This is a genomic window from Nocardioides psychrotolerans (genome assembly GCF_900113685.1).
Taxonomy (GTDB): Bacteria; Actinomycetota; Actinomycetes; order Propionibacteriales; family Nocardioidaceae; genus Nocardioides; species Nocardioides psychrotolerans.
On record NZ_FOQG01000011.1, the window covers coordinates 57,550 to 82,841 of the forward strand.

The following is a 25,292-nucleotide window of genomic DNA, read 5'->3' on the forward strand; positions in this document are numbered from 1 at the left end:
AAATCCGATACCTAAGTTTAAGGCAGTGGACTTTGGGTCATATATAGGCAGATCGCTCGCTCGGAGCGGCACATCGCTCGGTCGTCACCCGACCGCGTCCCAGGGGGAACCACCACTATGAACCGCTCATCCGTCACGACCATGCTTGCTGCCAGCGCTGTCAGCACCCTGCTCACCGTCGGCGCCGCCGCTGCGCCCGCCTTCGCTGCCGATGACACCGGCAAGGGCACCGGCCCGGGCTCGTCCCAGGGCCCGAAGGGCGATCAGGGCCCCAAGGGGAACAACGGAAACGGTCCCAAGAGTGACCAGGGTCCGAAGGGCAACAACGGCAACGGTCCCAAGGGTGACCAGGGCCCGAAGGGCAACAACGGCAACGGTCCCAAGGGTGACCAGGGCCCCAAGGGCAACAACGGAAACGGTCCCAAGGGTGACCAGGGCCCCAAGGGCAACAACGGAAACGGTCCCAAGGGTGACGGTGGTCCGAAGGGCGACCCGGCCGGCAACAACGGCACGGTGAAGATCACGCCGATCGGCCAGGACGACGGCATCCCGCAGAACAACCCGCACGTCACGTGCGGCTTCGACATCGAGTGGTACGGCTTCGACGAGGGTGCCGACATCGTCTCGTCGGTCACGCTGGCGATGCACGCGCCGACCAAGGACGTCGTGCTGACGCCGGGCGGACCGAGCACCAAGTTCGTCGGCGGCGACTCCGCCGGCGGCGGCACCGACTTCGACGGGGAAGCCACCTACTACCCCACGTTCGACGGCGAGCCCCACCCGAAGCAGGGCTACCACATCAAGCTGACGGTCAACACGCCCGGCTCGCAGGGCGCCGACACCAAGCACAAGGTCTTCTGGGTCCAGCCGTGCGACTCCACGACTCCCCTCCCGGGCGGCGAGACCCCCGGCGAGGAGCCCACGCCTGGTGAGGAGACCCCGGGCGGCGAGACCCCCGCGGGCGAGACCCCGGACCAGGGCGTCCAGGGCGAGACGGCCACCAGCGGCGACTCCTCCTCCGACTCCGACTCCGACCAGGGCGTGCTGGGCACGCAGGCCGAGGCCGACAGCTCCGCCGCAGCGGCGCAGGGCAGCGACGCCTCGGCCGTCCCCACCAACATCGACGCCGGTGAGGAGGGCACGCTCAGCCGCCTCGTGACCTCGCCGGTCGGCCTCGTCATCACCGCGCTCGGCGTGGCGCTCGCCGCTGCGGGCCTGCTGGCTCGTCGTCGTCGTGTCACGCCGACCCACTGATCGAGCACCGCGCCGGCTGCTGCCCGCGATCGTCACCCTGCTCGGGGTGGCGCTCGTGGGCGGTGGCCTGGCGGTGTTCCTGACCCAGACCCCGCAGGTCGTGGACCAGGAGCCTGCCTCCGGCGCGGCGACGCGACCGGCGGCGCAGGCCGCAGCCGCTGCGACGACACCGGAGGCCACGCCGGCCCCGTGGAAGCCGGGAGCACCCCGGACCCTGAGGATCCCCTCGCTCGGCGTGGACGCGCCCGTCGTACCCGTCAAGGCACCGGGGGGCACCCTGACCCCGCCGTCGGACCCGCAGCAGCTCGGCTGGTGGGCCGACGGTGCTCGACCGGGGCAGCGCCAGGGCAGCGTGCTGGTGGCCGGCCACACCGTCCACAACGGTGGCGGGGCTCTGGATGACCTCGAGCAGGTCGAGGTCGGTGACCCGATCTCGGTCGCGACCCGGGGCTCCGACGCGGCCGACCTGCCCTACGTCGTGACCTCGGTCCGCATCTACGGCAAGGGCAAGCTGGCCCGTCAGGCTGCGACGATCTTCGCCCAGGACGTCCCCGGGCGGCTGGTCGTGGTGACGTGCGAGGACTGGAACGGCTCGGAATACCTCAGCAACGTCGTCGTCGTCGCCCGTCCGCGGGCCTAGGAGCGGCCTAGGAGCCTGGCTGCGACCGGCTCAGTGCCGGTAGGTGCCGTGCAGGATCGCGCGGCCGGCGGTCTTGAAGGCCAGGTTGAACGACACCACGGCGGGCGAGGCATCGGAGTCGACGCCCAGGGTCTCCTCCTGGACGGCGTGTACGACGAAGAAGTAGCGGTGCACCTGGTCGCCCGGGGGCGGGGCAGCGCCCATGAAGCCCTTCGCGCCGCCGTCGTTGCGGCAGTGGAAGGCCTGGCCGGGCAGCTGGCCCGCTGCCGCGCCGGTGTCGAGCGAGGTCACGTCGGCGGGGATGTCGACGAGCACCCAGTGCCAGAAGCCGCTGGGAGTCGGGGCATCGGGATCGAAGCAGGTGACGGTGTAGCTCTTGGTCCCCTCGGGTGCCCCCTCCCAGGACAGCTGGGGTGAGGTGTTGCCGGCGTCGGCCACCTGGTCGGCCCCGAGCGGCTGACCGTCGCTCACGTCCGCGCTGGTGACGGTGAAGGCCGGGGCGGCGGGGAGCAGGACATAGGGGTCGGGGCTTACGGGCCGTTCGAGACTCATGGCCCTCAACGTAGTCCGCGCCAGACCCCCACAAAAGGACGGAGCGGCGGCACGGGCGAGAATGGTCCGGTGGACGACATCGCGACCTATCCGGCTGGCCTGCGACTGACCGGACGGCGCGTGGTCGTCACCGGTGGCGGGCACGTCGCCCAGCGTCGCATCCCCCAGCTGATCGCCGCTGGCGCCGACGTCCACGTCGTCTCTCCCACGGTCTCGCCCGCGATCGAGGGCCTGGTCGGTGCCGGCGAGGTCACCTGGCACGAGCGCGGCTTCGAGGACGGCGATCTCGACGACACCTGGTACGTCGTCGCAGCCACCGACGTCACCGAGGTCAACCAGCGCGTGTCAGCGGCGGCCGAGTCGCGCCGCATCTTCTGCGTCCGCGCTGACGACGCGCAGGAGGCCACCGCCTGGACGCCGGCCGTGGGTCGCGCGGCCGGCTTCACCATCGCCGTCCTGGGCAGCCGCGAGCCGCGCCGTTCGGCGGCCGTCCGCGACGAGATCCTCACCGGTCTGCGCGACGGCACCATCCTGGCCCACGACCAGCGCCGCCACACCGCGGGCGTCACGCTCGTCGGGGGTGGGCCCGGGGACCCCGACCTGATCTCGGTGGCCGGTCGCAAGGCGCTGATGGAGGCCGACGTGGTCGTTGCCGACCGACTCGCGCCACGCGAGCTCCTCGGCGAGCTGCCCTCCGACGTCGAGCTGATCGACGTGGCCAAGCTGCCTCGGGGCCGTTCGGCGATGCAGGAGGAGATCAATCGCGTCATCGTCGAGCGCGCCCTCGAGGGCAAGCGGGTGGTGCGCTTCAAGGGTGGTGACAACTTCGTGTTCGGCCGGGGCTACGAGGAGGTCCTTGCCTGCCGTGAGGCGGGTGTGCCCGTCACGGTGATCCCTGGGCTGACCAGCCCCGTCGCCGTGCCCGCCGTCGCCGGGATCCCCGTCACCCACCGCGGTGTCGCCCACGAGTTCACCGTGATCTCCGGCCACCTGCCCCCGGGCCACGAAGAGTCGCTGACCAACTGGGACGCCGTGGCCGCCCTGCGGGGGACCCTGGTGCTGATGATGGCCGTGCACAACGCGCCGGTGATCGCCGCGACGCTGGTGGTCGGCGGCCGCTCGGCCGACACCCCGGTGGCCGTGCTCTGCGACGGCACCATGCCGGGGGAGCGGACCGTGCTCGCCACGCTCGGCACCCTCGAGGCCGAGCTCGCCGCCCAGCAGGTGCTGCCGCCCGCGATCATCGTTGTCGGCGAGGTCGTGCGCGTGGCCCACCCCGAGCATTTCGCCTGATGGCTGCCTGCTGATGGTGAGCTGCTGATGGCCCAGATCGTCGAGATCACCGACACTGACGATCCCCGGCTGGCCGACTACCGCGACCTGCGCGACGTACAGCTGCGCAAGAACCTCGAGGCCGAGCACGGCCTGTTCCTGGCCGAGGGGGAGAAGGTCGTACGCCGTGCGGTCGAGGCCGGCTTCACCGCGCGGTCCTTCCTCATGGCACCGCGCTGGTTGGACGGGCTGGCCGACGTGCTCGATCGCTCCGAGGCGCCGTGCTTCGTGCTGGCGGAGAAGCTCGCGGAGGAGGTGACCGGCTTTCACGTGCACCGCGGCTCGTTGGCCTCGCTCGAGCGCCGGCCCCTGCCCACCGTCGAGTCGGTGCTGGCCGGCGCGCGCTCCGTGCTCGTGCTCGAGGACATCGTCGACCACACCAACGTCGGCGCCATCTTCCGCAGCGGTGCGGCGCTCGGCTTCGACGCGGTGCTGCTGGCGCCGCGGTGCGCCGACCCGCTCTACCGACGCTCCATCAAGGTCGGCATGGGGGCGGTCTTCACCATGCCCTGGACGCGGCTGCCCGACTGGACGAACGCGCTGCCCGACCTGACCGCGGCCGGCTTCACCACTGTCGCCCTCACCCTCGCCGACGACGCCGTGGCGATCGAGGAGGCCGTGGCCGGCCTCGACCGGGTCGCCCTGGTCCTCGGCTCGGAGGGGCACGGCCTCTCGAAGCGCTGGGAGGAGGCCGCCGACCGGCGTGCCGTCATCCCCATGCGTGAGGGAATCGACTCCCTCAACGTCGCCGCCGCCACCGCTGTCGCCTGCTACATCACCGCGCGGCGCTGAGTCGTCCGGAGCGAGGATGGCGGGCATGACTCTCCTGCACGTGTGCAGGCGACGACTCGGATCGGCTGAACGACTCGTCCGTGGCTCCCGCAGGCCCTAGGCCGGCCAGCCCGCGGGATAGGCCTCGGCAGCCTTGTCGTGCTCCTTCTGCAGCTTCTTGCGCTGCTTGGTCGGCAGCCGGTCGCCGAAGACCGTGCCGAGGGTGTGGTCGGTCTCGTGCTGGAGGCAGCGCGCCAGCAGCCCGTCCCCGGCGAACGTGACGGGGGAGCCGTCCAGGCCCGTGCCCGTGACGCTGGCCTGGTCCGGTCGCGCGCACTCGACGAACGCCCCCGGGAAGGACAGACAGCCCTCCTCGCCGTCATCGAGGAGGCGGTCCTTGCCCTCGGGCAGCGTCAGGACGGGGTTGCACACGACGCCGACGGTGCGCTGGCCCGACTCGTCCGGGCAGTCGAAGACGAACAACGCCACGTCCTGACCGATCTGGCAGGCGGCTAGGCCGACCCCGTCGGCGGCGTACATGGTCGCGACCATGTCGGCCGCCAGCGTGGCCAGCGCGTCGTCGTAGGACGTCACCCGCTGCTGCGGTCGGTGCATGACCGGGGTGCCCCAGCGGGTCAGGGGATGGATGGTCCCCCCGGTCGGGAGGGGGCCGTGGGGAGTGAGGGGAGGCTGCTCGGACACGGCGCCGATCCTAGAACCAGAGCGGGATCAGGAGCGAAGCGACCACTCCCAGGGGAGCGACCCAGTCGAGTCACCCCAGTCGAGCAACCCCGTCGCGCCACGTGACCCGGGCCACTCGGTCATCCGTAGCGGAAGATGTAACTCCGAGTTACATTATTTCCATGTCCCTGATCAACAGCCTCAAGCCTGGCGGCAAGCACGGTGTCCCCAGCAGCGAGTCCCGCGACCCCATCGGCTTCCTCGTGGCCGGCCTCAGCAAGCTCGCGCAGAGCGACCTGATCGACACCCTGCGCCTGCGCAAGTCCACCGAGCAGGCGGTCTTCACCGTCACCCGCAACGGCTTCAAGACGATGACCACCGCGAGCCGGACGTTCGCCAGGGCCGGCAGCAGGGGAGTCGACGGCGTGCGCCTCCCGGCCGCCCGGCCCCGGGGCGTCTTCGACCTCACGCCGACCGAGGACCAGCAGATGCTGGTCGACGTCGTCACCGAGTTTGCCGACGAGGTCGTGCGTCCGGCGGCCACCGAGGCCAACGAGACCTGCGAGGCACCCGAGGCGCTGCTCAAGGCCAGCCTCGAGATCGGGCTGCCGATCCTCGGGGTCCCCGAGTCGCTCGGTGGCATCTCCGAGGAGCGCTCGGCCATGGCCGGGACCCTCGTCGCCGAAGCGCTCTCGCGCGGCGACCTCGGCCTCGCCGTCGCGACGCTGGCGCCCGGCTCGGTCGCGACCGCGCTGGGATTGTGGGGAACCGACGCCCAGCAGCAGACCTACCTCCCGGCCTTCACCGGCGACGACGTGCCCGCCGCGGCGCTCGCGCTCAACGAGGCCACCGTCCTCTTCGACGTGCTGAGTCCGTCGACCACGGCCACGAGGACGGCGGACGGCTTCGTGCTCTCCGGCGTCAAGACCCTCGTGCCGCGGGGCGCGCAGGCAGAGCTCTTCGTCGTCGGCGCCCTGCTCGACGACAAGCCGGTGCTCTTCCTGGTGGAGTCCTCCTCCACCGGCCTGAGCGTCGAGGCCGACCCGGCGATGGGCGTCCGCGCTGCGTCCCTCACCCGGCTCCACCTCGACCAGGTCACGGTCCCCGCCGACGCCGTCCTCGGCGCCACCGACGGCACGACGTACGTCGAGTGCGTGCGCCTCTCGCGCCTCGCGTGGTGCGCGCTGGCCATCGGGACAGGTCAGGCCGTCCTCGACTACGTGACGCCCTACGTCAAGCAGCGTCAGGCCTTCGGCGAGCCGATCGCGCACCGTCAGTCGGTCGCGTTCATGGTCGCCGACATCGCCATCGAGCTCCAGGCCATGCGCCTGGTCACCTACAAGGCGGCCGCCCGTGCCGCCGCCGGCAAGAACTTCACCCGCGAGGTCGCCCTGGCTCGCAAGATCTGCGCCGACAAGGGCATGCGGATCGGCCTCGACGGCGTCCAGCTGCTCGGTGGTCACGGCTTCGTCAAGGAACACCCCGTCGAGCGCTGGTATCGCGACCTCCGCGCGATCGGCATCATGGAAGGAAGCGTGCTGGTCTAGATGCCCCCCGAGATCGTTACTTCCTCCCGCTTCGCTCCGTCCATCCACCATCCCGAGGGGACCCCGAAAAGCCGATGATCAACCTCGATGACCCCCAGAAGTTCCGTCCACTCGTGGGCCAGGCCCACCAGGTCGCGATGAACATGCTGCGCCCGATCTCGCGCAAGTACGACCAGGCCGAGCACGAGTATCCCCAGGAGCTCGACATGCTGGCCGCGATGATCGACGGCCTCTCCGACTCCGGCGCCTCCGAGGGTGCGGGTGCCGCCGGCGTACGCCGCGAGGAGAGCGACGGTGACACGACGATCAAGAACGGCGCCAACCTCGCCTCCGTGATGTCGATCGCCGAGATGTGCTGGGGCGACGTGGGCCTGCTGCTCTCGATGCCCCGCCAGGGCCTCGGCAACTCCGCCATCGCCTCGGTCGCCAACCCCGAGCAGCTCGAGCGCTTCGAGGGCGTCTGGGCCGGCATGGCGATCACCGAGCCCGGTGTCGGGTCCGACTCGGCGAACATCCGGACCACGGCCACGCTCGACGGCGATCACTACGTGATCAACGGGGAGAAGATCTACGTGACGGCGGGTGACCGCGCCGACGCCATCGTCGTGTGGGCCACCCTCGACCGTGACCTGGGCCGGGCTGCCATCAAGTCGTTCGTCGTGCCGAAGGGCACGCCCGGTATGCGCGTCGACCGCCTCGAGCACAAGCTCGGGATCCGCGCCTCCGACACCGCGACGATCACCTTCGAGAACTGCCGCGTGCCCGCCGAGAACCTCCTCGGCTCGGCCGAGGTCGACGTGAAGCAGGGTTTCGCCGGCGCGATGGCGACCTTCGACAACACGCGCCCGCTGGTGGCGGCGATGGCGATCGGGTGCGCCCGGGCCTCGCTCGATCTGACCCGCGACCTGCTGGAGCAGTCGGGCGTCGTCGTCGACTACGACCGCCCCGCGATCGTGCAGTCCGCGGCGGCCGCGAAGTTCCTCCAGATGGAGGCCGACTGGGAGGGCGCTTACCTGCTCACCCTGCAGGCGGCGTGGATGGCCGACAACCGCGAGCCCAACTCCCTCGAGGCCTCCATGGCCAAGGCGAAGGCGGGCCGCGTGGGCTCCGACATCACGCTCAGCTGTGTCGAGCTGGCCGGCTCCATCGGTTACAGCGAGACCGAGCTGCTCGAGAAGTGGAGCCGAGACTCCAAGATCCTCGACATCTTCGAGGGCACCCAGCAGATCCAGCAGCTCATCGTGGCCCGCCGGGTCCTCGGGCTGTCCAGCGCCGAGCTGAAGTAGCGGACGAGGTGGCCCCGTCCCGCATCCGGGGGAAGCGGCACCAGGACGACAAGAGCGGCGGTAGGCCTCAGGGCGTACCGCCGCTCTCGTCACACAGGCCGATTCCTTCAGCCGCTTCGCCAGGCTGTCAGGCCTGGTCGGTCCCCGTGGCCGTGTCGCTCTTCGCCCGTGGCGGGAGCCTGTCCCCCGCGCCGCTGGCAGCAGCCTTGGTCGCAGCCGGGGTCTTCTTCGGCGGGGTCTTCTTGGCCGGGGCCTTCGTGGCAGCGGGACCCTTCGCCACCGAGGACGCGATGTCGGCGGGCGTGACGGCGACCTCGCTGGCGTCAGCGCCGGCGTCGATCGTGGTGACCGGGGCCGGCGGAGCTGCCGGCGACGTCGCGGCGACCGGAGACGGGTCGAGACCGAGTGCCTCGACGGGGTTGACGGCCGTCGGCTCACCGGCGCCGGAGGACGCGGGCTTGGTCCTTGCCTTGGCGGGGGCCTTCTTGGCAGCCGGTGCCTTCTTCGCCGGTGCCTTCGCCACCGCGGGGGCCTTCTTCGCGGTCGGAGCAGGCGTGACGGCGTCCGGCTTCTTGCCCGAGGCCTTGATGGGGTCGCCACCGGTCTTGGCAGATCCGGCCACGGGCTTCGGCTTCGCCGCGCGGGACTGGGGAGCAGCGGAGGCCATGGGAGCAGCAGCGGGCGCAGCCTTGACCGGTGCCGCCGCGGCCGGCTCGACGATCGGCGCGGGAGCAGCCGACTTGGACTTCTTCCCGGGGATCAGACCCGTGACGGCGTCGCCGGCCAAGCTGGCGACCTGACCGACCGCGGCCTTGCCGAGTGCGACGCCGCTTGTGGCGCCACCGACGACCGACGAGACGGCCTTCTCTGCCGCGGTGAACGGCAGCTTGGCGGTGCCGATCGCGGTGTCCTTGATCTTGCCGAGCGGGTTCTTGCAGGCCACAGTGGCTCCTTCGGGTCGTGGTCGGTGGGCGGCGGCAGCGACACCGCGTCTCCCGGGCAGTACCCGAGTGCAGCGCTCGCATGCCGTGGCGAGACATCCCTCACGCTGTCATGGGGGCCAAGCGACTGACGTCCCCAGGTCCCTCGAGATCGACCACGCCGACGAAGACGGTGTCCACACCGAGGTCCGCGAGGGCGACGTAGCGGTCGCGCTGCTCAGCCCCGGTGCCCGCGCGGCGATCCGGAGCGCACGCCGCTCCCGCCGACTGGCCTCGAGGTCGTGCGGTCCACCGCCGACCACACCGCGCAGGGCGTCGGAAAAGACGACCTCGTCGTCCCGGTAGCGCGACCGTGCCCGGTGGACTTTCCGGAACCAGCCGCCCCCACGAGCACGACGAGCGCGGGATCCGGCAGCCGGGGCGTGTCAGGCCCCAGGCCTCGAGGCGAGGGGTGGTTTGCGGACGGGCAGCTTGGCGCCGGGGGTGGGCTTCTTCTTGGAGGCGCCGCTCGGCGGTGCGGGCGGGTGCGGTGCGATGTTCTTGGCGACCGTCCGGGGCGTCGGAGCGGAGGCCGGAGCCGTCGCCGGGGCTGCCGCGGGGGGAGCCGTCGACGCGGCTGGGTCCGGCGCGACCGGCGCGACCGGGGAAGCCGGCGGCTCGACCCGTGTGCGCACCGCGCCCACGGCGCGCGCGAGGAGCGGCTGGGCCGCTCTGGCGGCCTTGATGCCAAGGCTCCGGCCGAGGGCCAAGGCCCCGGTGGCGACGATGACGATGCGGTCGGTGGGTCGTGCTGCCACGGGATGCTCCCTCGTCATGGGCGACCGCACCTGGTCGACCGGTCGTGGGTCGATTCAACCAGCCCCGAGCACATGACGAGGGCGGGCGCGCCATCGGGGGAGACGGCGCGCCCGCCCGGGGGACGGTGCAGGGGGAGCGATCAGGAGACGGCGCGGAAGGGGTCGTGCTCGGCCAGGATCTTGTCGACGCGAGCCTGGTCGAGGCGGGAGACGACGTACTGGTTCTCCTGGGAGTCGCGCACGCACTTGGCGAGGGTGAACGCGGAGGTCGTGAGGTACATCGTGCCGAGGCCGAGGAACGCCCGGATCCACGGGTCGACCGGCAGGTAGAGGACCGCCACGACCATGGTCAGGAGGGCGACGCCGAAGGAGATGGCGGCCTGGGCGAAGAAGGCGTTGGTGTTCTTGGAGGGGGTCGGTGTGCTCATGGCCCCAGCCTGGTCGGGGCCGCCGCCCGAGGGACCTGTCCGGCTGCCCGGCCGCTCCTGAGTACGCGGTCTCAACCGGTCCCGTGACAGGGTCGGAGCCATGACCGCCACCGACGAGCGTGCCGACCAGATCGTCTCCGTCCTCACCGACGCCTTCGCGCCGCTGATGGAGGCCGACCCCGCCGCCTTCCGCGTGAAGTTCCGCAAGATGGCCGCCGACCCGCACGCGTTCTACCGCGGCAGTGCCTGCCTGTTCTACGCCGACGTGACCGAGCAGGAAGACCCCTACAGCGACGAGCGCAGCGGTCGGATCTGGGTCCACGGCGACCTGCACGTCGAGAACTTCGGCACCTACCTCAACTCCGACGGACGCCTGGTCTTCGACATCAACGACTTCGACGAGGCCTACCTGGGCCGCTTCGTCTGGGACCTCCAGCGCTTCGCCGCCTCGTTGGCCCTGGTCGGGTGGCAGAAGGCGCTGCCGACCGACGACGTGGAGAAGCTGATCGGACGCTACGTGCGCTCCTACCTCTCCCAGGTCGACGAGTACGTCGACAGCGAGGAGGACGACTTCGCCCTCAACCTGGCCAACACGGAGGGACCGATCCACCAGGCGCTGCTGCTGGCGCGCCACCAGCGTCGCTCCGACCTGCTGGCGGACAACACCATCGAGATCGACGGGGTGCGGATGTTCGCCGCCGGCGGTGGCGTGCGTCGGCTGGGCAAGCGCGAGCGAGCCAAGGTCGTCCAGGCCTTCGAGGCCTACCTGGAGACGATCCCCGAGCGTCGGCGTTCCGACCGAGACCTCTTCTACGAGCTGCGTGACGTCGTGGGCAAGTCCGGCTTCGGCATCGGCAGCGCCGGCCTCCCGGCGTACAACGTGCTCGTGGAGGGCTACAGCCAGGCGCTCGACAACGACGTGGTGCTCTCCATGAAGCAGGCCAACGTGCCCGCCCTGAGCCGGTTCATCGACTCCGCCGAGGTCGAACGCTACTTCGACCACGAGGGTCACCGCACGGTCGTGAGCCAGCGGGCCCTGCAGGTGCACACCGACCCGATGCTGGGCTACACCGAGCTCGACGGCGTGGGCTACGTGGTCGCGGAGGTCTCGCCCTACGAGGTCGACCTCGACTGGTCCAACCTGATCGAGCCCGACGAGATCGCCAAGGTCGTCGACCTGCTCGGCCGGGCCACCGCCAAGATCCACTGCGCCTCCGACGAGGACAGCGACCAGGACCTCGTCGACTTCCAGGTCGAGGAGGTGATCGCGGCGAGCGTGCAGGGTCGGCGCCGGGAGTTCGTCCGGTGGGTCACCGACTTCGGGATGTCCTACGCGACCCAGGTGCGCGAGGACCACGCGTCCTTCGTCGCGTCCTTCCGCGAGGGCCGCATCGGGATCACGTCGACCTGAGCAGGTCGAGCAGGCGCGCCGCCTGGCGCTCCAGGCTCCCCGCCGGGTTGCGGTCGTGCCCGGGGTTGCCGGGCAGCAGCATCAGCAGCCAGAACGTCGCGAACAGCCGGCGCGAGACCAGGACGCGACGCAGCTGCGCGTGGCTCAGGTCCAGGCGCGCCACCAGGTCCTCGGGCCGCACGATCCCGCGCAGCCAGACCGAGACGTGCTCGAGCAGGTCGGCGACCTCGTAGGCGGGGTCGCTGAGGCCGGCGTCCTCGAAGTCCACCACGTGGCATCGCTGCCCGTCCCACAGCAGGTTGGCGATGTTGCCGTCGCCGTGGGTGAAGACCCGGTCGACGGGTCCCGCCGCCAGCAGGTCGGCCTCGGGCCCGCCCAGCCAGGCCCTGCCCGCGACCAGGGCCCTCTCGACGGCCGCCGGGACGGCCGGCAGGTCCTCGGCGATCCAGGTGCGCAGCTCGGCAACGAAGCTCGCCTGGTCGGCCCGGCGCACCGGCACCGCCGCGAGCTCGTCGGCCGGGAGCGCGTCGTGCAACCTGCGCAGCGCCACGGCCAGGGCGTCGAGCTGGTGCCCCGTCAGCGGAACGGCCCCCAGGGGCTCGCCCGCGACCCGCGTCATCACCACCACCGGTCTGCCTGCGTCGTCGTGACGCCCGACGGGCTCCGGTGCCAGCCCCGACGCGTGCCGCGCGAGGGCGGTCAGCGCGGTCCACTCGCGCTCCGCCTCGTCACCGTGGCGCGATCGGAAGGTCTTCGTCACCCGCTCGGGCCTGAGGTCGAGGTCGTGCGTCGTCTGTACCACTGCTCAGGCCTCCAGGGCCGCGGCCGGAGCATCGAGCCGGAAGCCTGACCAGCGTCGTCCACAGACCAGGTCGGTCAACGTGTAGCGCGTGAGCGCGTCGTCGGTCATCGCCGGGGGACCGACGAGGAGGACTGCCGCACACTCCTGGCGCAGTGCGGGGTCGCCGTCGCCGTCCCGCGACGGCATGCCGGTCGCCGAGTCGTGGACCACCGACCCGGACAACCACGCCTGGCGTGCGTCGGGGAAGCGGCCCGCGACGAGCGAGCGGGCGGTGTCGAGCGCTGCGGGACACCTCACGCGACGATCCCCGCGGGCCCGCTGGGGACGGCGTCGAGGTGGTGCACCGCACCCAGCCCCGCGGCCACGAAGGCGAGGTCGACCGCGCGGGCCACCGCGTCCGCGCGCTCGGCCGGCACCAGGGCGATCGCCGAGCCACCGAAGCCGCCACCCGTCATGCGGGCCCCCAGGGCACCGGCCTGCAGCGCGGTGTCGACGACCAGGTCCAGCTCGTGGCAGGACACCTCGAAGTCGTCGCGCAGCGAGACGTGCGAGGCCGTCATGAGCGTGCCGAGGCGGGTCCAGTCGAGCTCACCGATCGCGACGACCGCCTCCTCGACCCGGGCGTTCTCCGTGACGACGTGGCGCGCCCGGCCGCGCTCGCGCGGGTGCTCGACGCGGTCGAGGTCCGCGAGCGTCGCCTCGCGCAGGGACGGGAGACCCAGGGCCGCTGTGGCGGCCTCGCAGTCCGCTCGGCGGGCGGCGTAGCCACCGTCGACGAGGGCGTGCGAGACCCGCGTGTCGACGACGAGCAGCCGCAGCCCGGCGTCGTCCCAGCCGAGCGGCACGTCACGGGTGGAGCCGTCGCGGAAGTCGATGAGGAGCGCTGAGCCCGGGCTCGCGAGGAGCGACACGGTCTGGTCGAGCCCACCGGTGGGGGCGCCGGCGACCTCGCTCTCGGCGCGTCGGCAGGCCTCGACCAGGGTGCGGCGCAGCTCAGGCGTGAGGTCGTGGTCGAGCAGGTCGGCGACGGCCACGGCCACGGCGCACTCCAACGCGGCCGAGCTCGACAGGCCGGCCCCCATCGGGACGGTGCTGTCCACCTCGAGGTCGACGCCGGGAACCTCCCAGCCGGACTCCCGCAGCGCCCACAGCACGCCCACGGCGTACGACGCCCATCCCTCGACCTGCCCGGGCCCGACGTCGTCGAGGGTCCCGGTCCAGGGCTCGTCCACCTGTGCGCTGCGCACGCTGACCGCGCGGTCAACGCGGACGGTCGCGCGCACCGTCGTGGCGTAGGAGAGGGCCAGCGGCAGGCACAGGCCGGCGTTGTAGTCGGTGTGTTCACCGATCAGGTTCACGCGGCCCGGTGCCCTGCCCACGGTGGTCCTGGCGGGAGACGTCCTGCTCCGGGCGGTCATCGGGCAACCCTAGAGGAGGCTTGCCATGATGAGGGGATGGATCCGGAGCTCGTCGACCTCGCGCACCAGATGTTCGCGCTCGCCCGCCAGGGAGAGAGCGAGCGGCTCGTCGCCTATGTCGAGGCCGGGGTGCCGGTGGACCTCACGGACGCGTCGGGCAACACGCTGCTGATGCTCGGCGCCTATCACGGGCACGTCGAGGTGGTCACCGCGCTGGCGGCCCGGGGAGCCGACGTCGACCGGCTCAACGACCGCGGTCAGTCGCCCCTCGCAGGAGCGCTCTTCAAGGGTGAGGAGGCCGTCGTGGCAGCGCTCCGCGCGGTGGGCGCAGACCTCGATGCCGGGTCCCCGAGCGCGCGCGAGACGGCGGCCTACTTCGAGCGGGAGCCGGCGAGGCCTGACCCGGCATAGGCTCGGCCCGTGCGCTTCCTCCACGACCAGATCCCCGACCACGACCTGACCTACGACGACGTCTTCATGGTGCCGCGTCACAGCGCGATCGCGAGCCGCTACGACGTCGACCTCGCGACGTCCGACGGAACCGGCGCGACGCTGCCGCTCGTGGTCGCCAACATGACCGCCATCGCCGGGAAGCGGATGGCCGAGACCGTCGCGCGGCGCGGCGGCATCGTGGTGATTCCTCAGGACATCCCGATCCCCGTGGTCGCCAAGGTCATCGCCGACGTCAAGACGCGGCACCTGGTCTTCGACACCCCGATCGAGCTGACCCGCCACCAGACCGTGGCCGAGGCGCTCTCGCTGATCCCGAAGCGCTCGCACCGGGCGGCCGTCGTGGTCGACCAGGGACGGCCCGTGGGCGTGGTGTCGGAGGCCGACTGCGCCGACGTCGACCGCTTCGCGCAGGTCGAGCACGTGATGAACCCCCGCCCGGTCCTCATCAGCGCCGACACCGACCCGCGCGACGCCTTCGACGCGATCGACCAGTCCCGCTCGGCCCTCGCGGTGGCGGTCCACGCCGACGGCACGCTCGCCGGGGTGCTGACCCGCACCGGTGCGCTGCGGGCGACGCTCTACACGCCCGCCGTGGACGAGTCGGGTGGGCTGCGGGTCGCGGCCGCCGTGGGCGTCAACGGCGATGTCGCGCAGAGGGCCGCGGCCCTCCTGGCCGCCGGGGCGGACTGTCTGGTCGTGGACACCGCGCACGGTCACCAGGACCGGATGGTCGACGCACTGCGCGCCGTACGCTCCCTGGACCCGAGGGTGCCCGTCGCGGCCGGAAACGTCGTCTCGGCAGAGGGCACGCGGGCCTTGGTCGAGGCCGGTGCCGACATCGTCAAGGTGGGCGTCGGCCCGGGCGCCATGTGCACCACGCGGATGATGACCGGGGTCGGACGACCGCAGTTCTCCGCTGTCCTCGAGTGCGCCGCGGCCGCTCGTGACCTCGGCAAGCACGTCTGGGCCGACGGTGGGGTGCGTCACCCGCGCGACGTCGCGCTCGCGCTCGCCGCGGGAGCCTCGTCGGTGATGGTCGGGTCGTGGTTCGCCGGCACCCACGAGTCACCGGGTGACTTGCTGACCGACTCGAAGGGCCGCTCCTACAAGGTCTCCTTCGGCATGGCGTCGGCGCGCGCGGTCGCCAACCGCACCTTGACCGAGTCGGCCTACGACCGGGCGCGCAAGGGTCTCTACGAAGAGGGCATCTCGTCGTCGCGGATGTATCTCGACCGCGACCGGCCCGGCGTCGAGGACCTCATCGACCACATCTGCTCCGGCGTCCGCTCCGCTGCGACCTACGCCGGCGCGACGACCCTCGCCGAGCTGCACGAGCGTGCGGTGGTCGGGGTCCAGTCGGCGGCCGGCTACCAGGAGGGCCGCCCGCTCGCCACGTCCTGGTGAGGTGCGATCAGCGCGAGGAGCGCGCCGTGCGGCCACGGACGATGCCGATGAAGGTCTGCACCCGCTCGTCGTCGTCGTCCACGCGCCACGAGAGCCCGACCTTGGTCGGGGGCAGGTCGATGACAGGGCGTGAGACGACGTCCTTGCGCTGGTGCAGGCGGGCCACGGACATGGGCACCAGCAGCACCCCGGTGCCGGAGGCCACGACGTCCACGGCGTCCTTGACCGACATCGGTGGCCACTCGAGCTGATCAGCGGTCGGCACCCACCCGGAGGCGTGGGGAAGCACCAGCTGCTCGTCGGTGAGGTCGTCCAACGACACTTCGTCGGCGGCCGAGACGAGGTGCTCGTGCCCGGCGACGACGACGGGGACCTCGTCGTACAGCGGGATGCAGTGCAGGCCGTCGCGGTTGATCGGCAGCCGGACCAGGCAGACGTCGAGGTCACCGTTGCGCAGGCCCTCCTCCTGCTCGTCCTCCGTGACGGGGACTAGCTGGAGCGGCAGGCGGCGGTGGCGCTCGCGCCAGGTGCCGGCCCACTTGTCGGGGGTGGCGCCGGTGACGAAGCCGACGCGGAAGGCAGGAGAGTCCACGGCCCGAGTATGGAGCAGTAGGTCGCGCTGGCTACCGTCGAGCCCGACAGAGCGCGGGGCGCTGCGTGAGGAGACGGACGAGGGTGACGACATGCGGGTGCTCGTGACGGGCGCGACCGGCTACGTCGGGTCGCGGTTGGTGCCGGCCCTGCTGGCGGCCGGTCACGACGTGGTGGTCGGTGCGCGCGACCTCGACGCCGTCGACCGCTTCACCTGGGCCGACCAGGTCGAGCGCCGGCTCTTCGACGTCGAGGACACCGTGTCGGTCCACCTGGCCGTGCGTGACCTCGACGCCGTGATCTACCTGGTGCACTCCATGGGTGCGGGAGAGTTCCTCAAACGTGACCGGGAGGCGGCCCACTACGTCGCGGCGGCGTGCGAGTACGCCGGGGTGGGACGCATCGTCTACCTCTCCGGACTGGTTCCTCCCGGACGCCTCTCCGACCACCTGCGCTCGCGCCAGGAGGTGGAGCAGGTCCTCCTCGACTCGACGGTCCCGTCGACGGTGCTGCGTGCCGCGATGGTGATCGGCGCCGGTTCGACGTCGTTCGAGCTGATGCGCCGGGTCAGCGAGCGTCTGCCCGTCACGCCGGTCCCGGTGTGGATGCAGCGCGCCATCCAGCCGGTCGCCGTCGAGGACGTGGTGCAGCTGCTGGTGCGTTGTCTCCAGGGTGAGCCGCGCAACCGCGCCTACGACGTCGGCGGCGACGAGGTGTTGACCTACCGCGAGCTGCTCGACCGCTTCGCCGCCGTCGCGGGGCTGGAGCGGGTGCAGCTGCTCGTCCCGATGGCCCCCACGAGCCTGGTCGGCGAGGCCGTGGCATTCATCTCCGGCGTGCCGCGCACGACCGTCCGGGCCCTGGTGCACAGCCTGTCGCACGACATGGTCTGCACCGAGGACGACGTCAAGGACGACCTCGCGGCCGGGCACGTCTTCCTCGGCATCGACGAGGCGATACGTCGCTCGCTCGCCGGTCAGACCCGGGCGACCGACGTCGACGGTGACATCCAGGGCCAGGCCGTCAGCGATCCCGCATGGGTCGGGACGACCTTCGGCTGATCGGCTCCGACCAGCTCCGAAGGCCGCCCCGTCGTCGGTGCTGCTGGGGTGTTGCTGGGGTGGTGCTGGGTGGCTCAGTTGAGCTTGCGCATGTCCTCGGGGACACCGCCGCCGGCGTGGACCGCCTCGACCAGCTTGGCGAGCGCGGTCAGCGCGACGTTCTGCGACATCGGGCCGTAGGACACGCGGGCGACACCGAGCTCCTGCAGGCGGGCCAGCGAGGGGATGCCGGGGATGCCGATCAGGGTGAGCTTCTGCGGACCGAGGGCATCGACGAGTGCGGTGACCTGCTCCTCGTTGAGCCGGCCCGGCACGAACACGACGGGCGCCCCGGCGTCGAGGTAGGCCTTGCTGCGCTCGATCGCGTCGGCGAGCACCTCGGCGGGGTCACGGTCGCCGGCCTTGACGAAGGCGTCGGTGCGGGCGTTGAGGACGAAATCGGGCACGCCGGCCTCGGCAGCGGCCTTCATCACGGCCCCGACCTGGGCGGCGGCCTCGGCCAGCGGCTTCATCTGGTCCTCGAGGTTGGCACCGACCACGCCGACGCCGATCGCCTTGCGGATGATCTCGGGGGCGTCGCCGTAGCCGCCCTCGAGGTCCGCGGACAGCGGCAGTGAGGTGGCCTTCGCGATGCGCGCAACCTCGGCGATCATCTCGTCGACGGGGATCTTCTCGCCGTCCTCGTAGCCGCGCGACGCGGCGATCGAGTGGCTGGCGGTGGCCAGCGCCTTGGTCCCGGCGATGTCGCTGACGACGGTCGCGGTGATGGTGTCCCACACATTGACCACGGTCAGCAGCTCAGCGGACTGGTGGAGGCGGAGCAGCTCGGTGGCCTGGGCGGCGAGGTCGGTGTCGGTGTCAGTCACGGGATGCCTCTCGTCGTGATGGTGCGGACGGGACGCACCCGACCGCGTCCGGCGTCGGTGCCGGACTCCTGGCCAACCTACGAGGGGGGCGGGAACTTCCCGGCCGTCTCACGACTCGGGCGCGAGGTCCCCCCGACGGCGTGCGGCGAGCGCGGAACGGCCGGCCTCCAACCGTGCGACCGGCACCCGGAACGGCGAGCAGGAGACGTAGTCGAGCCCGATCTCGTCGAAGAAGTGGATCGATGCCGGATCGCCACCGTGCTCTCCGCAGACGCCGAGCCCGAGGTCCGGGCGCGTCTTCCTGCCCAGGCGCACGGCGGTGCGCATGAGCCCCCCGACCCCCTCGACGTCGATCGTCTCGAACGGCGAGGAGTCGAAGATCCGGTGCTCGAGGTAGCTGGAGAAGAACGCGGCCTCGACGTCGTCGCGGGAGAAGCCCCAGGTCATCTGGGTGAGGTCGTTGGTGCCGAAGGAGAAGAACTCTGCGGCGGTGGCGATCCGGTCGGCCGTCACGGCGGCGCGCGGCAGCTCGATCATGGTGCCGATGGTGTGGGGCACCACGAGCCCCCGTGCCAGCTGTACCTCGGCGGCAACGGTCTCGATCGTGGCGCGCACCAGCGTGAGCTCACGCTCGCTGGCCACCAGCGGCACCATGATCTCCGGTCGGGGGTCACCGCCGGCCTCGATCAGGTCGGCGGCCGCCTCGAGGACCGCGCGGACCTGCATCGCGACGAGCCCGGGGATCACGATGCCGAGCCTCACCCCGCGCAGGCCGAGCATCGGGTTCTGCTCGTGGAGCCGGCGCACGGCGGCCAGCAGCTGGTGGTGCCGCTCGACCTCGGGCCCGCGCAGGTCCTCGAGCGCGACACTGACCGACAGGTCCGTGAGGTCGGGGAGGAACTCGTGGAGCGGCGGGTCGATCAGCCGGATCGTCACCGGCAGGCCGTCCATCGCCTGGAGGACACCTGCGAAGTCCTCGCGCTGCAGCGGGAAGAGCCGGTCCAGGGCCGCAGTCCGAGCGGCGTCGTCGTCGGCCAGGATGAGGTCCTCTACGAGGATGCGGCGCTCGCCGAGGAACATGTGCTCCGTGCGGCACAGGCCGACGCCCTGGGCGCCGAAGCGACGTGCCCGGGCTGCATCCGCGGGAGTGTCCGCGTTGGCGTGCACCTCGAGGCGTCGTACGTCGTCCGCGTGCGCGAGCAGGCGGCTCACCGCCCGCACGAGGTCGTCGTCGACGTCCTCGCCCTCGAGGTGGCGGACCAGGGTCGAGTCGACGACGGGCACGTCACCGAGGAACACCTCGCCGGTCGTGCCGTCGAGCGAGATGGTGTCGCCCTCGGCGATGGTCCTACCGCCGCGCAGGTGCAGGACCCGCTGGTCCAGGTCGACCCGGACGGACTCGGCTCCGCACACGCAGGTGCGGCCCATGCCGCGCGCCACCACGGCCGCGTGGGAGGTCTTGCCGCCTCGACTGGTCAGGATCCCAGAGGCTGCGACCATGCCGCGCAAGTCGTCGGGAGTCGTCTCCGACCGCACGAGGACCACGCGCTCACCGCGTGCCGCCCAGGCGACAGCGGTGTCGGAGTCCAGGACGACGCGGCCCACGGCTGCGCCGGGGGAAGCGTTCATGCCCGTCGCCACGAGCGTCCGCTCCGCGTTGGGGTCGAAGCGGGGGAAGAGCAGCTGGGCCAGCTGGGCGCCGGAGACGCGACGCAACGCCTCGTCGGCATCGATGAGGCCTTCGTCGAGCATGGTCGCTGCGATCCGGAAGGCGGCCTCGGGGGTGCGCTTCCCCACGCGGGTCTGGAGCATCCACAGGGTGTTCTCCTCGATCGTGAACTCGACGTCGCAGAGGTCGGCGTAGTGATGCTCGAGGGTGGCCAGGTGCCCCAGCAGGGCCGCGTACGCCGGCGGGTCGATCGCGGCGAGGTCGGCCAGGGGCACCGTGTTGCGGATGCCCGCCACCACGTCCTCGCCCTGGGCGTTCTGGAGGTAGTCGCCGTAGGCTCCTCGTCGCCCGGAGGCCGGGTCACGGGTGAAGCAGACTCCGGAGCCAGAGGTCATTCCACGGTTGCCGAAGACCATCGCCTGCACGTTGACGGCGGTGCCGAGGTTCTCGGGGATGCCCTCCTGGCGGCGGTAGAGCGCGGCACGGTCGGTGTGCCAGGACCCGAAGACGGCGCGGACGGCCAGACGCAGCTGCTCACGGGGGTCCTGCGGGAAGTCGCGTCCCGTGTGCTCGCGGATGAGCCCATGGAACAGGGCGACGAGCTCATGCAGGTCGTCGACCTCCAGCTCCAGGTCGAGTGCGGCGCCGCGGCGGGCCTTGACCGCGTCGAGGGCAGCGGCGAAGAGGGCGCCGTCCATGCCCAGCACGGTGGCGCCGAACATCTGGAGCAGGCGGCGGTAGGAGTCGAAGGCGAAGCGCTCGTCCCCGTGCCGGCGGGCGAGGCCGAGCACGGAGACGTCGGTGAGGCCGATGTCGAGGACCGTCTCCATCATCCCGGGCATGGAGAACTTGGCGCCGGACCGGACCGAGACGAGGAGCGGGTCGTGGGGGTCGCCGAGGGTGCGTCCCATGGCCTCCTCCAGCCGGCCGAGGTGCCGGCTGATCTCGGCGTCGAGCTCCGCGGGCTCCTGCCCGTCGGTCAGGTAGGAGCGGCAGGCCTCGGTGGTGATCGTGAACCCGGGGGGCACCGGCAGGCCGAGCCGCGTCATCTCGGCGAGGTTGGCCCCCTTGCCGCCCAGGAGGTCCTTGAGGTCCCGGTTGCCCTCGGCGAAGCCGAAGACGTAGGTGCCGGCCACCTCAGTGAGCTGTGACATCGGTCCGGGTCCCGTCGAACTGGGGCACCACGGCGACCGAGCACGCGGCGTGCTCGACGATCACCGGGGCGACCGAGCCGTAGATCACCTCGTCGAGAAACGGCTTGGCCTGGTGACCGACGACGATCAGGTCGGCGGTGGCGGAGGCGGTGATCAGGCGGGCGTCGACGAAGCCGCGGGTGAGCTGCAGGTGGACGGGAACGTTGGGGTACTTCTCGCGCAGCGGAGCCACAGCAGCGGCGAGGAGCTGACGCTCCGTCTCGACCCCTGGCTCGTCGTCGGGCACGTCGACGGCGCCTTGGGACACCTTCACCACGTCCCAGAAGCAGTGCAGCACGGTCAGGGGCAGCGAGCGGGCGTCGGCGACCTCGAAGGCGAGCTCCAGCACGCCGGCGTCACCCTTCTCGAGCGCCACGAGCACGCCTCCCGGGGCCGGCGCCTCCTCACGCTGACGGACGACGACCACCGGGCATGAGGAGTGCTTCGACAGCGCGAGGCTCACCGAGCCGAGGAGGAAGCTGCGCATCGGGCCGAGGCCGCGCGACCCCACCACGATGAGGTGGGCCTCGGCGGTGTGGTCGAGCAGGGCCTGGCGCGGGTCGGCCAGGCGCATGGAGGCGTGCACGACGAGGTCGGGGTGGGCCGCGGTGACCCGCTCGGTGGCGGTGTCGAGCAGGGCCCTCGACTCGGCACGGAGCTGCTCGTGGACGAGCGCCGGGTCGATGCCCATCGTGCCGAGCCAGGCGCTCCCGGAAGCGGCCGGGAAGGGTGCCGCGTGGGCGATGACGAGCGGACGCCGGGACAGGGCTGCCTCCGAGGCGGCCCAGTCGAGGGCTGCCTCCGAGGGTGCCGACCCGTCGATGCCGACGACGATGCTGCCTACGGGGACGTGCTCGGTGCTCATGGGGACTCCTGGGTGCCAGCGGTTCGACCTGTCGGTCCCAGCCTCGCGGCGTGCCCGCGTGGCGATCAGGGGCGTTGGTCCCGGGGCCCGGGGCCGATGGTCCTGCCGCTCCGGATCCCCGGCAGGTCCTCAACCGATGCGTACGTCCACGACGCCGGAAACCGCGCGAGCTGCCAGGGACGCGAGGGCCTCCTCGCTGGTGCCGGAGGGGCCGTCGACGCGGACGACGCCGGCCTCGACCTCGACGAGCCAGCTGTCGTGCCCGAGGTCGCGCATCATCGTGAGGACCTCGGTCTCGATCGCGCTGTCGGCCCGCGCCAGGATCCGCACGACGTCGCTGCGGCTGACGACACCGACGACGCGTCCGCGATCGTCGACGACCGGCAGGCTCTTGATGCTCGTGGACGTCATCAGCTCGACCGCGTCGGCCAGGTCGTCGTCCGGGCGCACGCTGATCGCATGGGGCGTGTAGACCTCGTGGACGATCCTCGGCAAGGCGGACCTCTCGTTGCCGTCCGGGATCTCGTGGAGCCGGGGGTCGCGGGTCAGGGTCTCCCGGATCAGGTCGGCCTCGCTCACCATCCCGTGCAGGTGACCGTGCTCGTCGACCACGGGGAGGGCGGTCAGGCGGTGCTCGGCGAGCAGCGCCAGTGCGGCCTTGATCCGGGTGTCGGGGGTGACGGTCGTGGGGGTGCTGCTCATGGCCTCTCGGACGAGCATGGCGCGGCCTCTTCTCTCGTTCAGGGGTGGGTGGCGGCGCCGAGGCGGCGACCGGTCAGCTGGGTGGGGGAGACCCGCACGTAGGCGACGTGCGGGCCCGAGGGCCAGACGTCGAGGACGTGCAGGTGCTCGGGCACGTCCTCGCTCATCACGAGCTCGGCGGTGCCGAGGACCAGGACGCTCCAACCGGATCGCGTCGCCACGTCGACCTCGTCCACCTCGATCGAGATCGGCCGGTCGAGGGCCTCGCGCACCAGCTCCGATCCCGGGCTCGTGCGCAGCCACAGGGCACCGTCCAGCAGGGTCAGGTTGACCGGCACGACGGCTGGCCCCTGAGGACGCGACCACGCGACACGGCCGACCTGCACGCCCTTGAGGAGGGCCCAGCAGTCGTACGGCATGAGCGCGGCCAGGCGGCCGCCCTGCTCTCGGATGGTGGTCATGGTCGCGTGCCTCTCGTGGTGGGTGGGCTCAGATGAAGAGCAGTTGCGCGCCGTCGGTCTTCTCGATGAAGTCGCTGGCGCTGATGATGTCCTCGACCCCGTCATAGAGGTCGTCGGCACTCAGGTGCTGCATGTCGGCCGACATGCGACAGGCCCACAGGTGGCCACCGGAGTCGACGATCTGCTCGAGGAACTCCGGCACCTCGGGGATGTCCAGCTCGGCGATCGTCTTGCGCATCTGGTGGGTCGCCATGGCGGTCATGCCGGGCATCCCGCTGATCGCGGTCGGCAGATGGGTCGCCGGGTTGCCGACCGGGGTGAACTTCAGGTCAGCCATCGTGCGCTTGTTGATCATGTCGAAGCCCCAGAAGGTGAAGAACAGGTGCACGGTCGCACCTTCGCCCAGAGCGGCGTTGGCGAGGATCAGCCCCGGGTAGGCCATGTCCAGGCTGCCCTTGGAGCAGATGATGGCGAGCGTGCGGTCGGTGGTCGGTGCCCCGAAGTCGGGCATGGTGGGTGTGGTGGCGGTGGTGGTCGGCGTGGTGTCGGTGGTGGTCATCTCGGGCTCCTAGACGCAGCCGCGGGGCTTCGGCAGCCCGGCGACGTAGGCCATCTTCTTGGCAGGCTTGGTGGGGAAGAGCTGGAACAGCTCCTTCATGGGGACCTGCAGCGAGGTGCTGACGCGACGCAGGGTCGGGGTTTCGCCGGTCGAGGCGTGGTCGGCCCGCAGGAAGCGCAGAATCTTCCAGTGCCGCTCGTCGAGCTCGATGCCCAGGAGGGCCGAGAGGGAGCGGGCCATGTCCTCGTCCCACTCCGCAGGCTCGGTCAGGAAGCCTTCCTGGTCGACGTGGATGGTGCGTCCGTCGATGGTCGTGGTGCTCATGGCAGCTGCTCCTTCTCCGGGAACGTGGTGCCCGGCTCGGTGTGGTTCATGGGGGTGGGGACGTGCTTGCCGGCCATCGACATGTCGGTGGGCATCGGCAGCCGGCCGGGGAGTAGGAGGTTCCAGTAGACCCACGAGAAGGCGGTCTTGCCGGCGTGGTTGGCCCGGGTCTCCTCCAGCAGGGTCATCGGCCCGAGGACGGGGATGGGGAACTTCCCGGGGAGCGGCTCGACGTCGTAGTTGAAGTCGATCAGCAGCGCCTTGCCGTCGCCGCTCTCGACGAAGCAGTTGGCGTGCCCGTCGAAGTGGTGCGTCAGCGGCCTGCCCTCGACGTGGTCGAGGAAGTTGTCGACGAACACGTCGACCGAGTAGTGGGCCACGGAGCCGGCCTTGGAGGTGGGGATGTCACCAGCGTCGCCGACGGCGAAGATGTTGTCGTGGCCCGTGGCGAGCAGGGTCCCCCGGTCGACGGGCACGTAGTTGAGCTCGTCACCGAGCCCCGAGCGGGCCACGAAGTCGGCGCCCATGTTGAGCGGGACGGTCACCAACAGGTCGAAAGGGACCTCGCGTTCGTCGTATGACACCAGGCACTGCCGCTCGTTGTCGATGGACTCGAGCATGAAGTCGGTCTCGACGAGGATTTTGCGATCCTCCAGCAGGTGTCCGAGCCGAGCCGACGCGACCGGCTTGGTGAAGGCTCCCGGCAGCGGGGTGGCGTAGACGATTTCGACCCGGTCGCGCTGGCCCCGGCCGCGGAACATCGCCTCGGCGAGCAGCGTGAACTCGAGGGGAGCCACCGGGCACTTGATCGGCATCTCGGTGACGTGCACGACGAGCCGGCCGTGGGTGAAGTGCTCGAGGGCCTCGCGCAGGGCGACAGCGCCCTCCAGCGTGTAGAACTCGTGGACCTTGTCGCGCCAGAGAGGCCCGGTCGTGCCGGGGGTCTGGTCGGGTCGGGGAGTCGTGCCCGAGGCGATCACGAGCTGGTCGTAGGGCAGTCTGGTGCCGTCGGTGAGGACCACCGCGTCGTGGGCATGGTCGACGAGGTCGACCTCACCGGTGACGAAGCGGACCCCGTCGTGCAGCTGGGCGTGGCGAGAGCGCACGACGTCGTGGGGCGACATCATCGCGAAGGGCACGAAGAGGTAGCCGGGCTGGTAGTGGTGGTCGTCGTCGCGGTCGACGACGGTGACCTGCCACTGGTGCGGGTCAAGCAGACGCCGCATCCGGTTGGCGATCATGGTGCCGGCGGTGCCGGCTCCCAGGACGAGCAGCTGACGCATG

Annotated in this window: 27 protein-coding genes; 10 read left to right on the plus strand and 17 right to left on the minus strand. The window is 71.4% G+C overall.

The window, feature by feature from the left end:
• Positions 1–117 precede the first annotated feature (117 nt).
• Together BM204_RS22255 and BM204_RS13905 are read left to right on the plus strand one after the other, a co-directional pair.
• On the plus strand, positions 118–1,254 hold the full coding sequence (locus tag BM204_RS22255; protein ID WP_143099773.1) for a collagen-like domain-containing protein: 1,137 nt from the start codon (positions 118–120) through the stop codon (positions 1,252–1,254).
• The gene (locus BM204_RS13905; RefSeq protein WP_246166240.1) at positions 1,235–1,894 is read left to right on the plus strand and encodes a class F sortase; all 660 of its coding nucleotides are present in this window, start codon (positions 1,235–1,237) and stop codon (positions 1,892–1,894) included. The genes BM204_RS22255 and BM204_RS13905 overlap by 20 nt, the downstream gene beginning before the upstream one ends.
• Positions 1,895–1,924: 30 nt before the next feature.
• Here the strand turns inward: BM204_RS13905 and BM204_RS13910 are convergent, their stop codons facing one another.
• Positions 1,925–2,446, minus strand: a complete 522-nt coding sequence (locus tag BM204_RS13910) for a YbhB/YbcL family Raf kinase inhibitor-like protein (RefSeq protein ID WP_091114437.1) — start codon at positions 2,444–2,446, stop codon at positions 1,925–1,927.
• Between the two features lie 69 nt (positions 2,447–2,515).
• Here BM204_RS13910 and cobA point away from each other — a divergent pair, with 69 nt between their 5' ends.
• Positions 2,516–3,739, plus strand: a complete 1,224-nt coding sequence (gene cobA, locus BM204_RS13915) for a uroporphyrinogen-III C-methyltransferase (RefSeq protein ID WP_091114440.1) — start codon at positions 2,516–2,518, stop codon at positions 3,737–3,739.
• A 27-nt stretch (positions 3,740–3,766) separates the two neighbouring features.
• The gene (locus BM204_RS13920) at positions 3,767–4,570 is read left to right on the plus strand and encodes a TrmH family RNA methyltransferase (RefSeq protein ID WP_091114443.1); all 804 of its coding nucleotides are present in this window, start codon (positions 3,767–3,769) and stop codon (positions 4,568–4,570) included.
• A gap of 96 nt (positions 4,571–4,666) precedes the next feature.
• Here the strand turns inward: BM204_RS13920 and def are convergent, their stop codons facing one another.
• A complete protein-coding gene (def, locus tag BM204_RS13925) occupies positions 4,667–5,251 on the minus strand; it encodes a peptide deformylase (protein ID WP_371863255.1) in 585 nt (194 codons plus the stop codon).
• A gap of 161 nt (positions 5,252–5,412) precedes the next feature.
• Here def and BM204_RS13930 point away from each other — a divergent pair, with 161 nt between their 5' ends.
• Together BM204_RS13930 and BM204_RS13935 are read left to right on the plus strand one after the other, a co-directional pair.
• Positions 5,413–6,777 (plus strand): acyl-CoA dehydrogenase family protein, encoded by a 1,365-nt coding sequence (locus BM204_RS13930; protein WP_091114449.1) that lies wholly within the window; start codon positions 5,413–5,415, stop codon positions 6,775–6,777.
• A 74-nt stretch (positions 6,778–6,851) separates the two neighbouring features.
• The gene (locus BM204_RS13935; protein ID WP_091114451.1) at positions 6,852–8,063 is read left to right on the plus strand and encodes an acyl-CoA dehydrogenase family protein; all 1,212 of its coding nucleotides are present in this window, start codon (positions 6,852–6,854) and stop codon (positions 8,061–8,063) included.
• Positions 8,064–8,190: 127 nt separating this feature from the next.
• Here the strand turns inward: BM204_RS13935 and BM204_RS13940 are convergent, their stop codons facing one another.
• The 3 genes from BM204_RS13940 to BM204_RS13950 all read right to left on the minus strand — a co-directional run bounded on the left by BM204_RS13940 (position 8,191) and on the right by BM204_RS13950 (position 10,229).
• Positions 8,191–9,006 carry a hypothetical protein gene (locus BM204_RS13940; protein ID WP_091114454.1) on the minus strand — a complete coding sequence of 272 codons (816 nt, stop codon included), beginning with the start codon at positions 9,004–9,006 and terminating at the stop codon, positions 8,191–8,193.
• Between the two features lie 423 nt (positions 9,007–9,429).
• Positions 9,430–9,801: a hypothetical protein gene (locus tag BM204_RS22680; RefSeq protein ID WP_170259155.1), complete on the minus strand. Its 372-nt coding sequence runs from the start codon at positions 9,799–9,801 to the stop codon at positions 9,430–9,432.
• Between the two features lie 140 nt (positions 9,802–9,941).
• Positions 9,942–10,229 (minus strand): YiaA/YiaB family inner membrane protein, encoded by a 288-nt coding sequence (locus BM204_RS13950; protein WP_091114458.1) that lies wholly within the window; start codon positions 10,227–10,229, stop codon positions 9,942–9,944.
• Between the two features lie 100 nt (positions 10,230–10,329).
• On the opposite strand from BM204_RS13950, the gene BM204_RS13955 reads away from it, so the two are divergent.
• Positions 10,330–11,640, plus strand: a complete 1,311-nt coding sequence (locus BM204_RS13955) for a DUF2252 domain-containing protein (protein WP_091114459.1) — start codon at positions 10,330–10,332, stop codon at positions 11,638–11,640.
• Here BM204_RS13955 and BM204_RS13960 read toward each other — a convergent pair.
• From BM204_RS13960 to galK, 3 genes are read right to left on the minus strand one after another with little or no spacing between them, the layout of a single operon-like run.
• Entirely contained in the window at positions 11,627–12,442 is an 816-nt protein-coding gene (locus BM204_RS13960) for an aminoglycoside phosphotransferase family protein (protein ID WP_091114462.1), read from the minus strand. The two genes, BM204_RS13955 and BM204_RS13960, sit on opposite strands and share 14 nt — an antisense overlap.
• Before the next feature lie 3 nt (positions 12,443–12,445).
• Positions 12,446–12,739, minus strand: a complete 294-nt coding sequence (locus BM204_RS13965; RefSeq protein WP_091114464.1) for a hypothetical protein — start codon at positions 12,737–12,739, stop codon at positions 12,446–12,448.
• Entirely contained in the window at positions 12,736–13,860 is a 1,125-nt protein-coding gene (gene galK / locus BM204_RS13970) for a galactokinase (protein ID WP_091114467.1), read from the minus strand. Before galK ends, BM204_RS13965 begins: the two co-directional genes overlap by 4 nt.
• Positions 13,861–13,896: 36 nt before the next feature.
• On the opposite strand from galK, the gene BM204_RS13975 reads away from it, so the two are divergent.
• Together BM204_RS13975 and BM204_RS13980 are read left to right on the plus strand one after the other, a co-directional pair.
• The gene (locus BM204_RS13975) at positions 13,897–14,271 is read left to right on the plus strand and encodes an ankyrin repeat domain-containing protein (protein ID WP_091114468.1); all 375 of its coding nucleotides are present in this window, start codon (positions 13,897–13,899) and stop codon (positions 14,269–14,271) included.
• 9 nt (positions 14,272–14,280) lie between these two features.
• Entirely contained in the window at positions 14,281–15,717 is a 1,437-nt protein-coding gene (locus BM204_RS13980; protein ID WP_091114471.1) for a GuaB1 family IMP dehydrogenase-related protein, read from the plus strand.
• A gap of 7 nt (positions 15,718–15,724) precedes the next feature.
• On the opposite strand, the gene BM204_RS13985 is transcribed toward BM204_RS13980, so the two are convergent.
• Positions 15,725–16,309 (minus strand): LysR family substrate-binding domain-containing protein, encoded by a 585-nt coding sequence (locus BM204_RS13985; protein WP_246166241.1) that lies wholly within the window; start codon positions 16,307–16,309, stop codon positions 15,725–15,727.
• A gap of 91 nt (positions 16,310–16,400) precedes the next feature.
• Between BM204_RS13985 and BM204_RS13990 the strand changes: the two genes are divergently transcribed.
• Positions 16,401–17,369: an NAD(P)H-binding protein gene (locus tag BM204_RS13990; RefSeq protein WP_091114475.1), complete on the plus strand. Its 969-nt coding sequence runs from the start codon at positions 16,401–16,403 to the stop codon at positions 17,367–17,369.
• A gap of 74 nt (positions 17,370–17,443) precedes the next feature.
• On the opposite strand, the gene BM204_RS13995 is transcribed toward BM204_RS13990, so the two are convergent.
• From BM204_RS13995 to sqr, 8 genes are all read right to left on the minus strand, one after another.
• Positions 17,444–18,235: an isocitrate lyase/PEP mutase family protein gene (locus BM204_RS13995; protein WP_091114476.1), complete on the minus strand. Its 792-nt coding sequence runs from the start codon at positions 18,233–18,235 to the stop codon at positions 17,444–17,446.
• Positions 18,236–18,343: 108 nt separating this feature from the next.
• A complete protein-coding gene (gene ppdK / locus BM204_RS14000; RefSeq protein ID WP_218031225.1) occupies positions 18,344–21,040 on the minus strand; it encodes a pyruvate, phosphate dikinase in 2,697 nt (898 codons plus the stop codon).
• A gap of 1 nt (position 21,041) precedes the next feature.
• Complete coding sequence (locus tag BM204_RS14005) at positions 21,042–21,962, minus strand: universal stress protein (protein ID WP_091114482.1); 921 nt, start codon at positions 21,960–21,962, stop codon at positions 21,042–21,044.
• Positions 21,963–22,091: 129 nt separating this feature from the next.
• A complete protein-coding gene (locus BM204_RS14010) occupies positions 22,092–22,664 on the minus strand; it encodes a CBS domain-containing protein (RefSeq protein WP_170259156.1) in 573 nt (190 codons plus the stop codon).
• Positions 22,665–22,702: 38 nt separating this feature from the next.
• Positions 22,703–23,125, minus strand: a complete 423-nt coding sequence (locus BM204_RS14015; protein WP_170259157.1) for a pyridoxamine 5'-phosphate oxidase family protein — start codon at positions 23,123–23,125, stop codon at positions 22,703–22,705.
• Positions 23,126–23,153: 28 nt separating this feature from the next.
• Positions 23,154–23,684 (minus strand): DsrE/DsrF/DrsH-like family protein, encoded by a 531-nt coding sequence (locus BM204_RS14020; protein ID WP_218031219.1) that lies wholly within the window; start codon positions 23,682–23,684, stop codon positions 23,154–23,156.
• Between the two features lie 9 nt (positions 23,685–23,693).
• A complete protein-coding gene (locus BM204_RS14025; RefSeq protein WP_091114489.1) occupies positions 23,694–24,008 on the minus strand; it encodes a TusE/DsrC/DsvC family sulfur relay protein in 315 nt (104 codons plus the stop codon).
• Positions 24,005–25,291, minus strand: a complete 1,287-nt coding sequence (sqr, locus tag BM204_RS14030; protein ID WP_091114490.1) for a type III sulfide quinone reductase, selenoprotein subtype — start codon at positions 25,289–25,291, stop codon at positions 24,005–24,007. The genes BM204_RS14025 and sqr overlap by 4 nt, the downstream gene beginning before the upstream one ends.
• Position 25,292 lies beyond the last annotated feature (1 nt).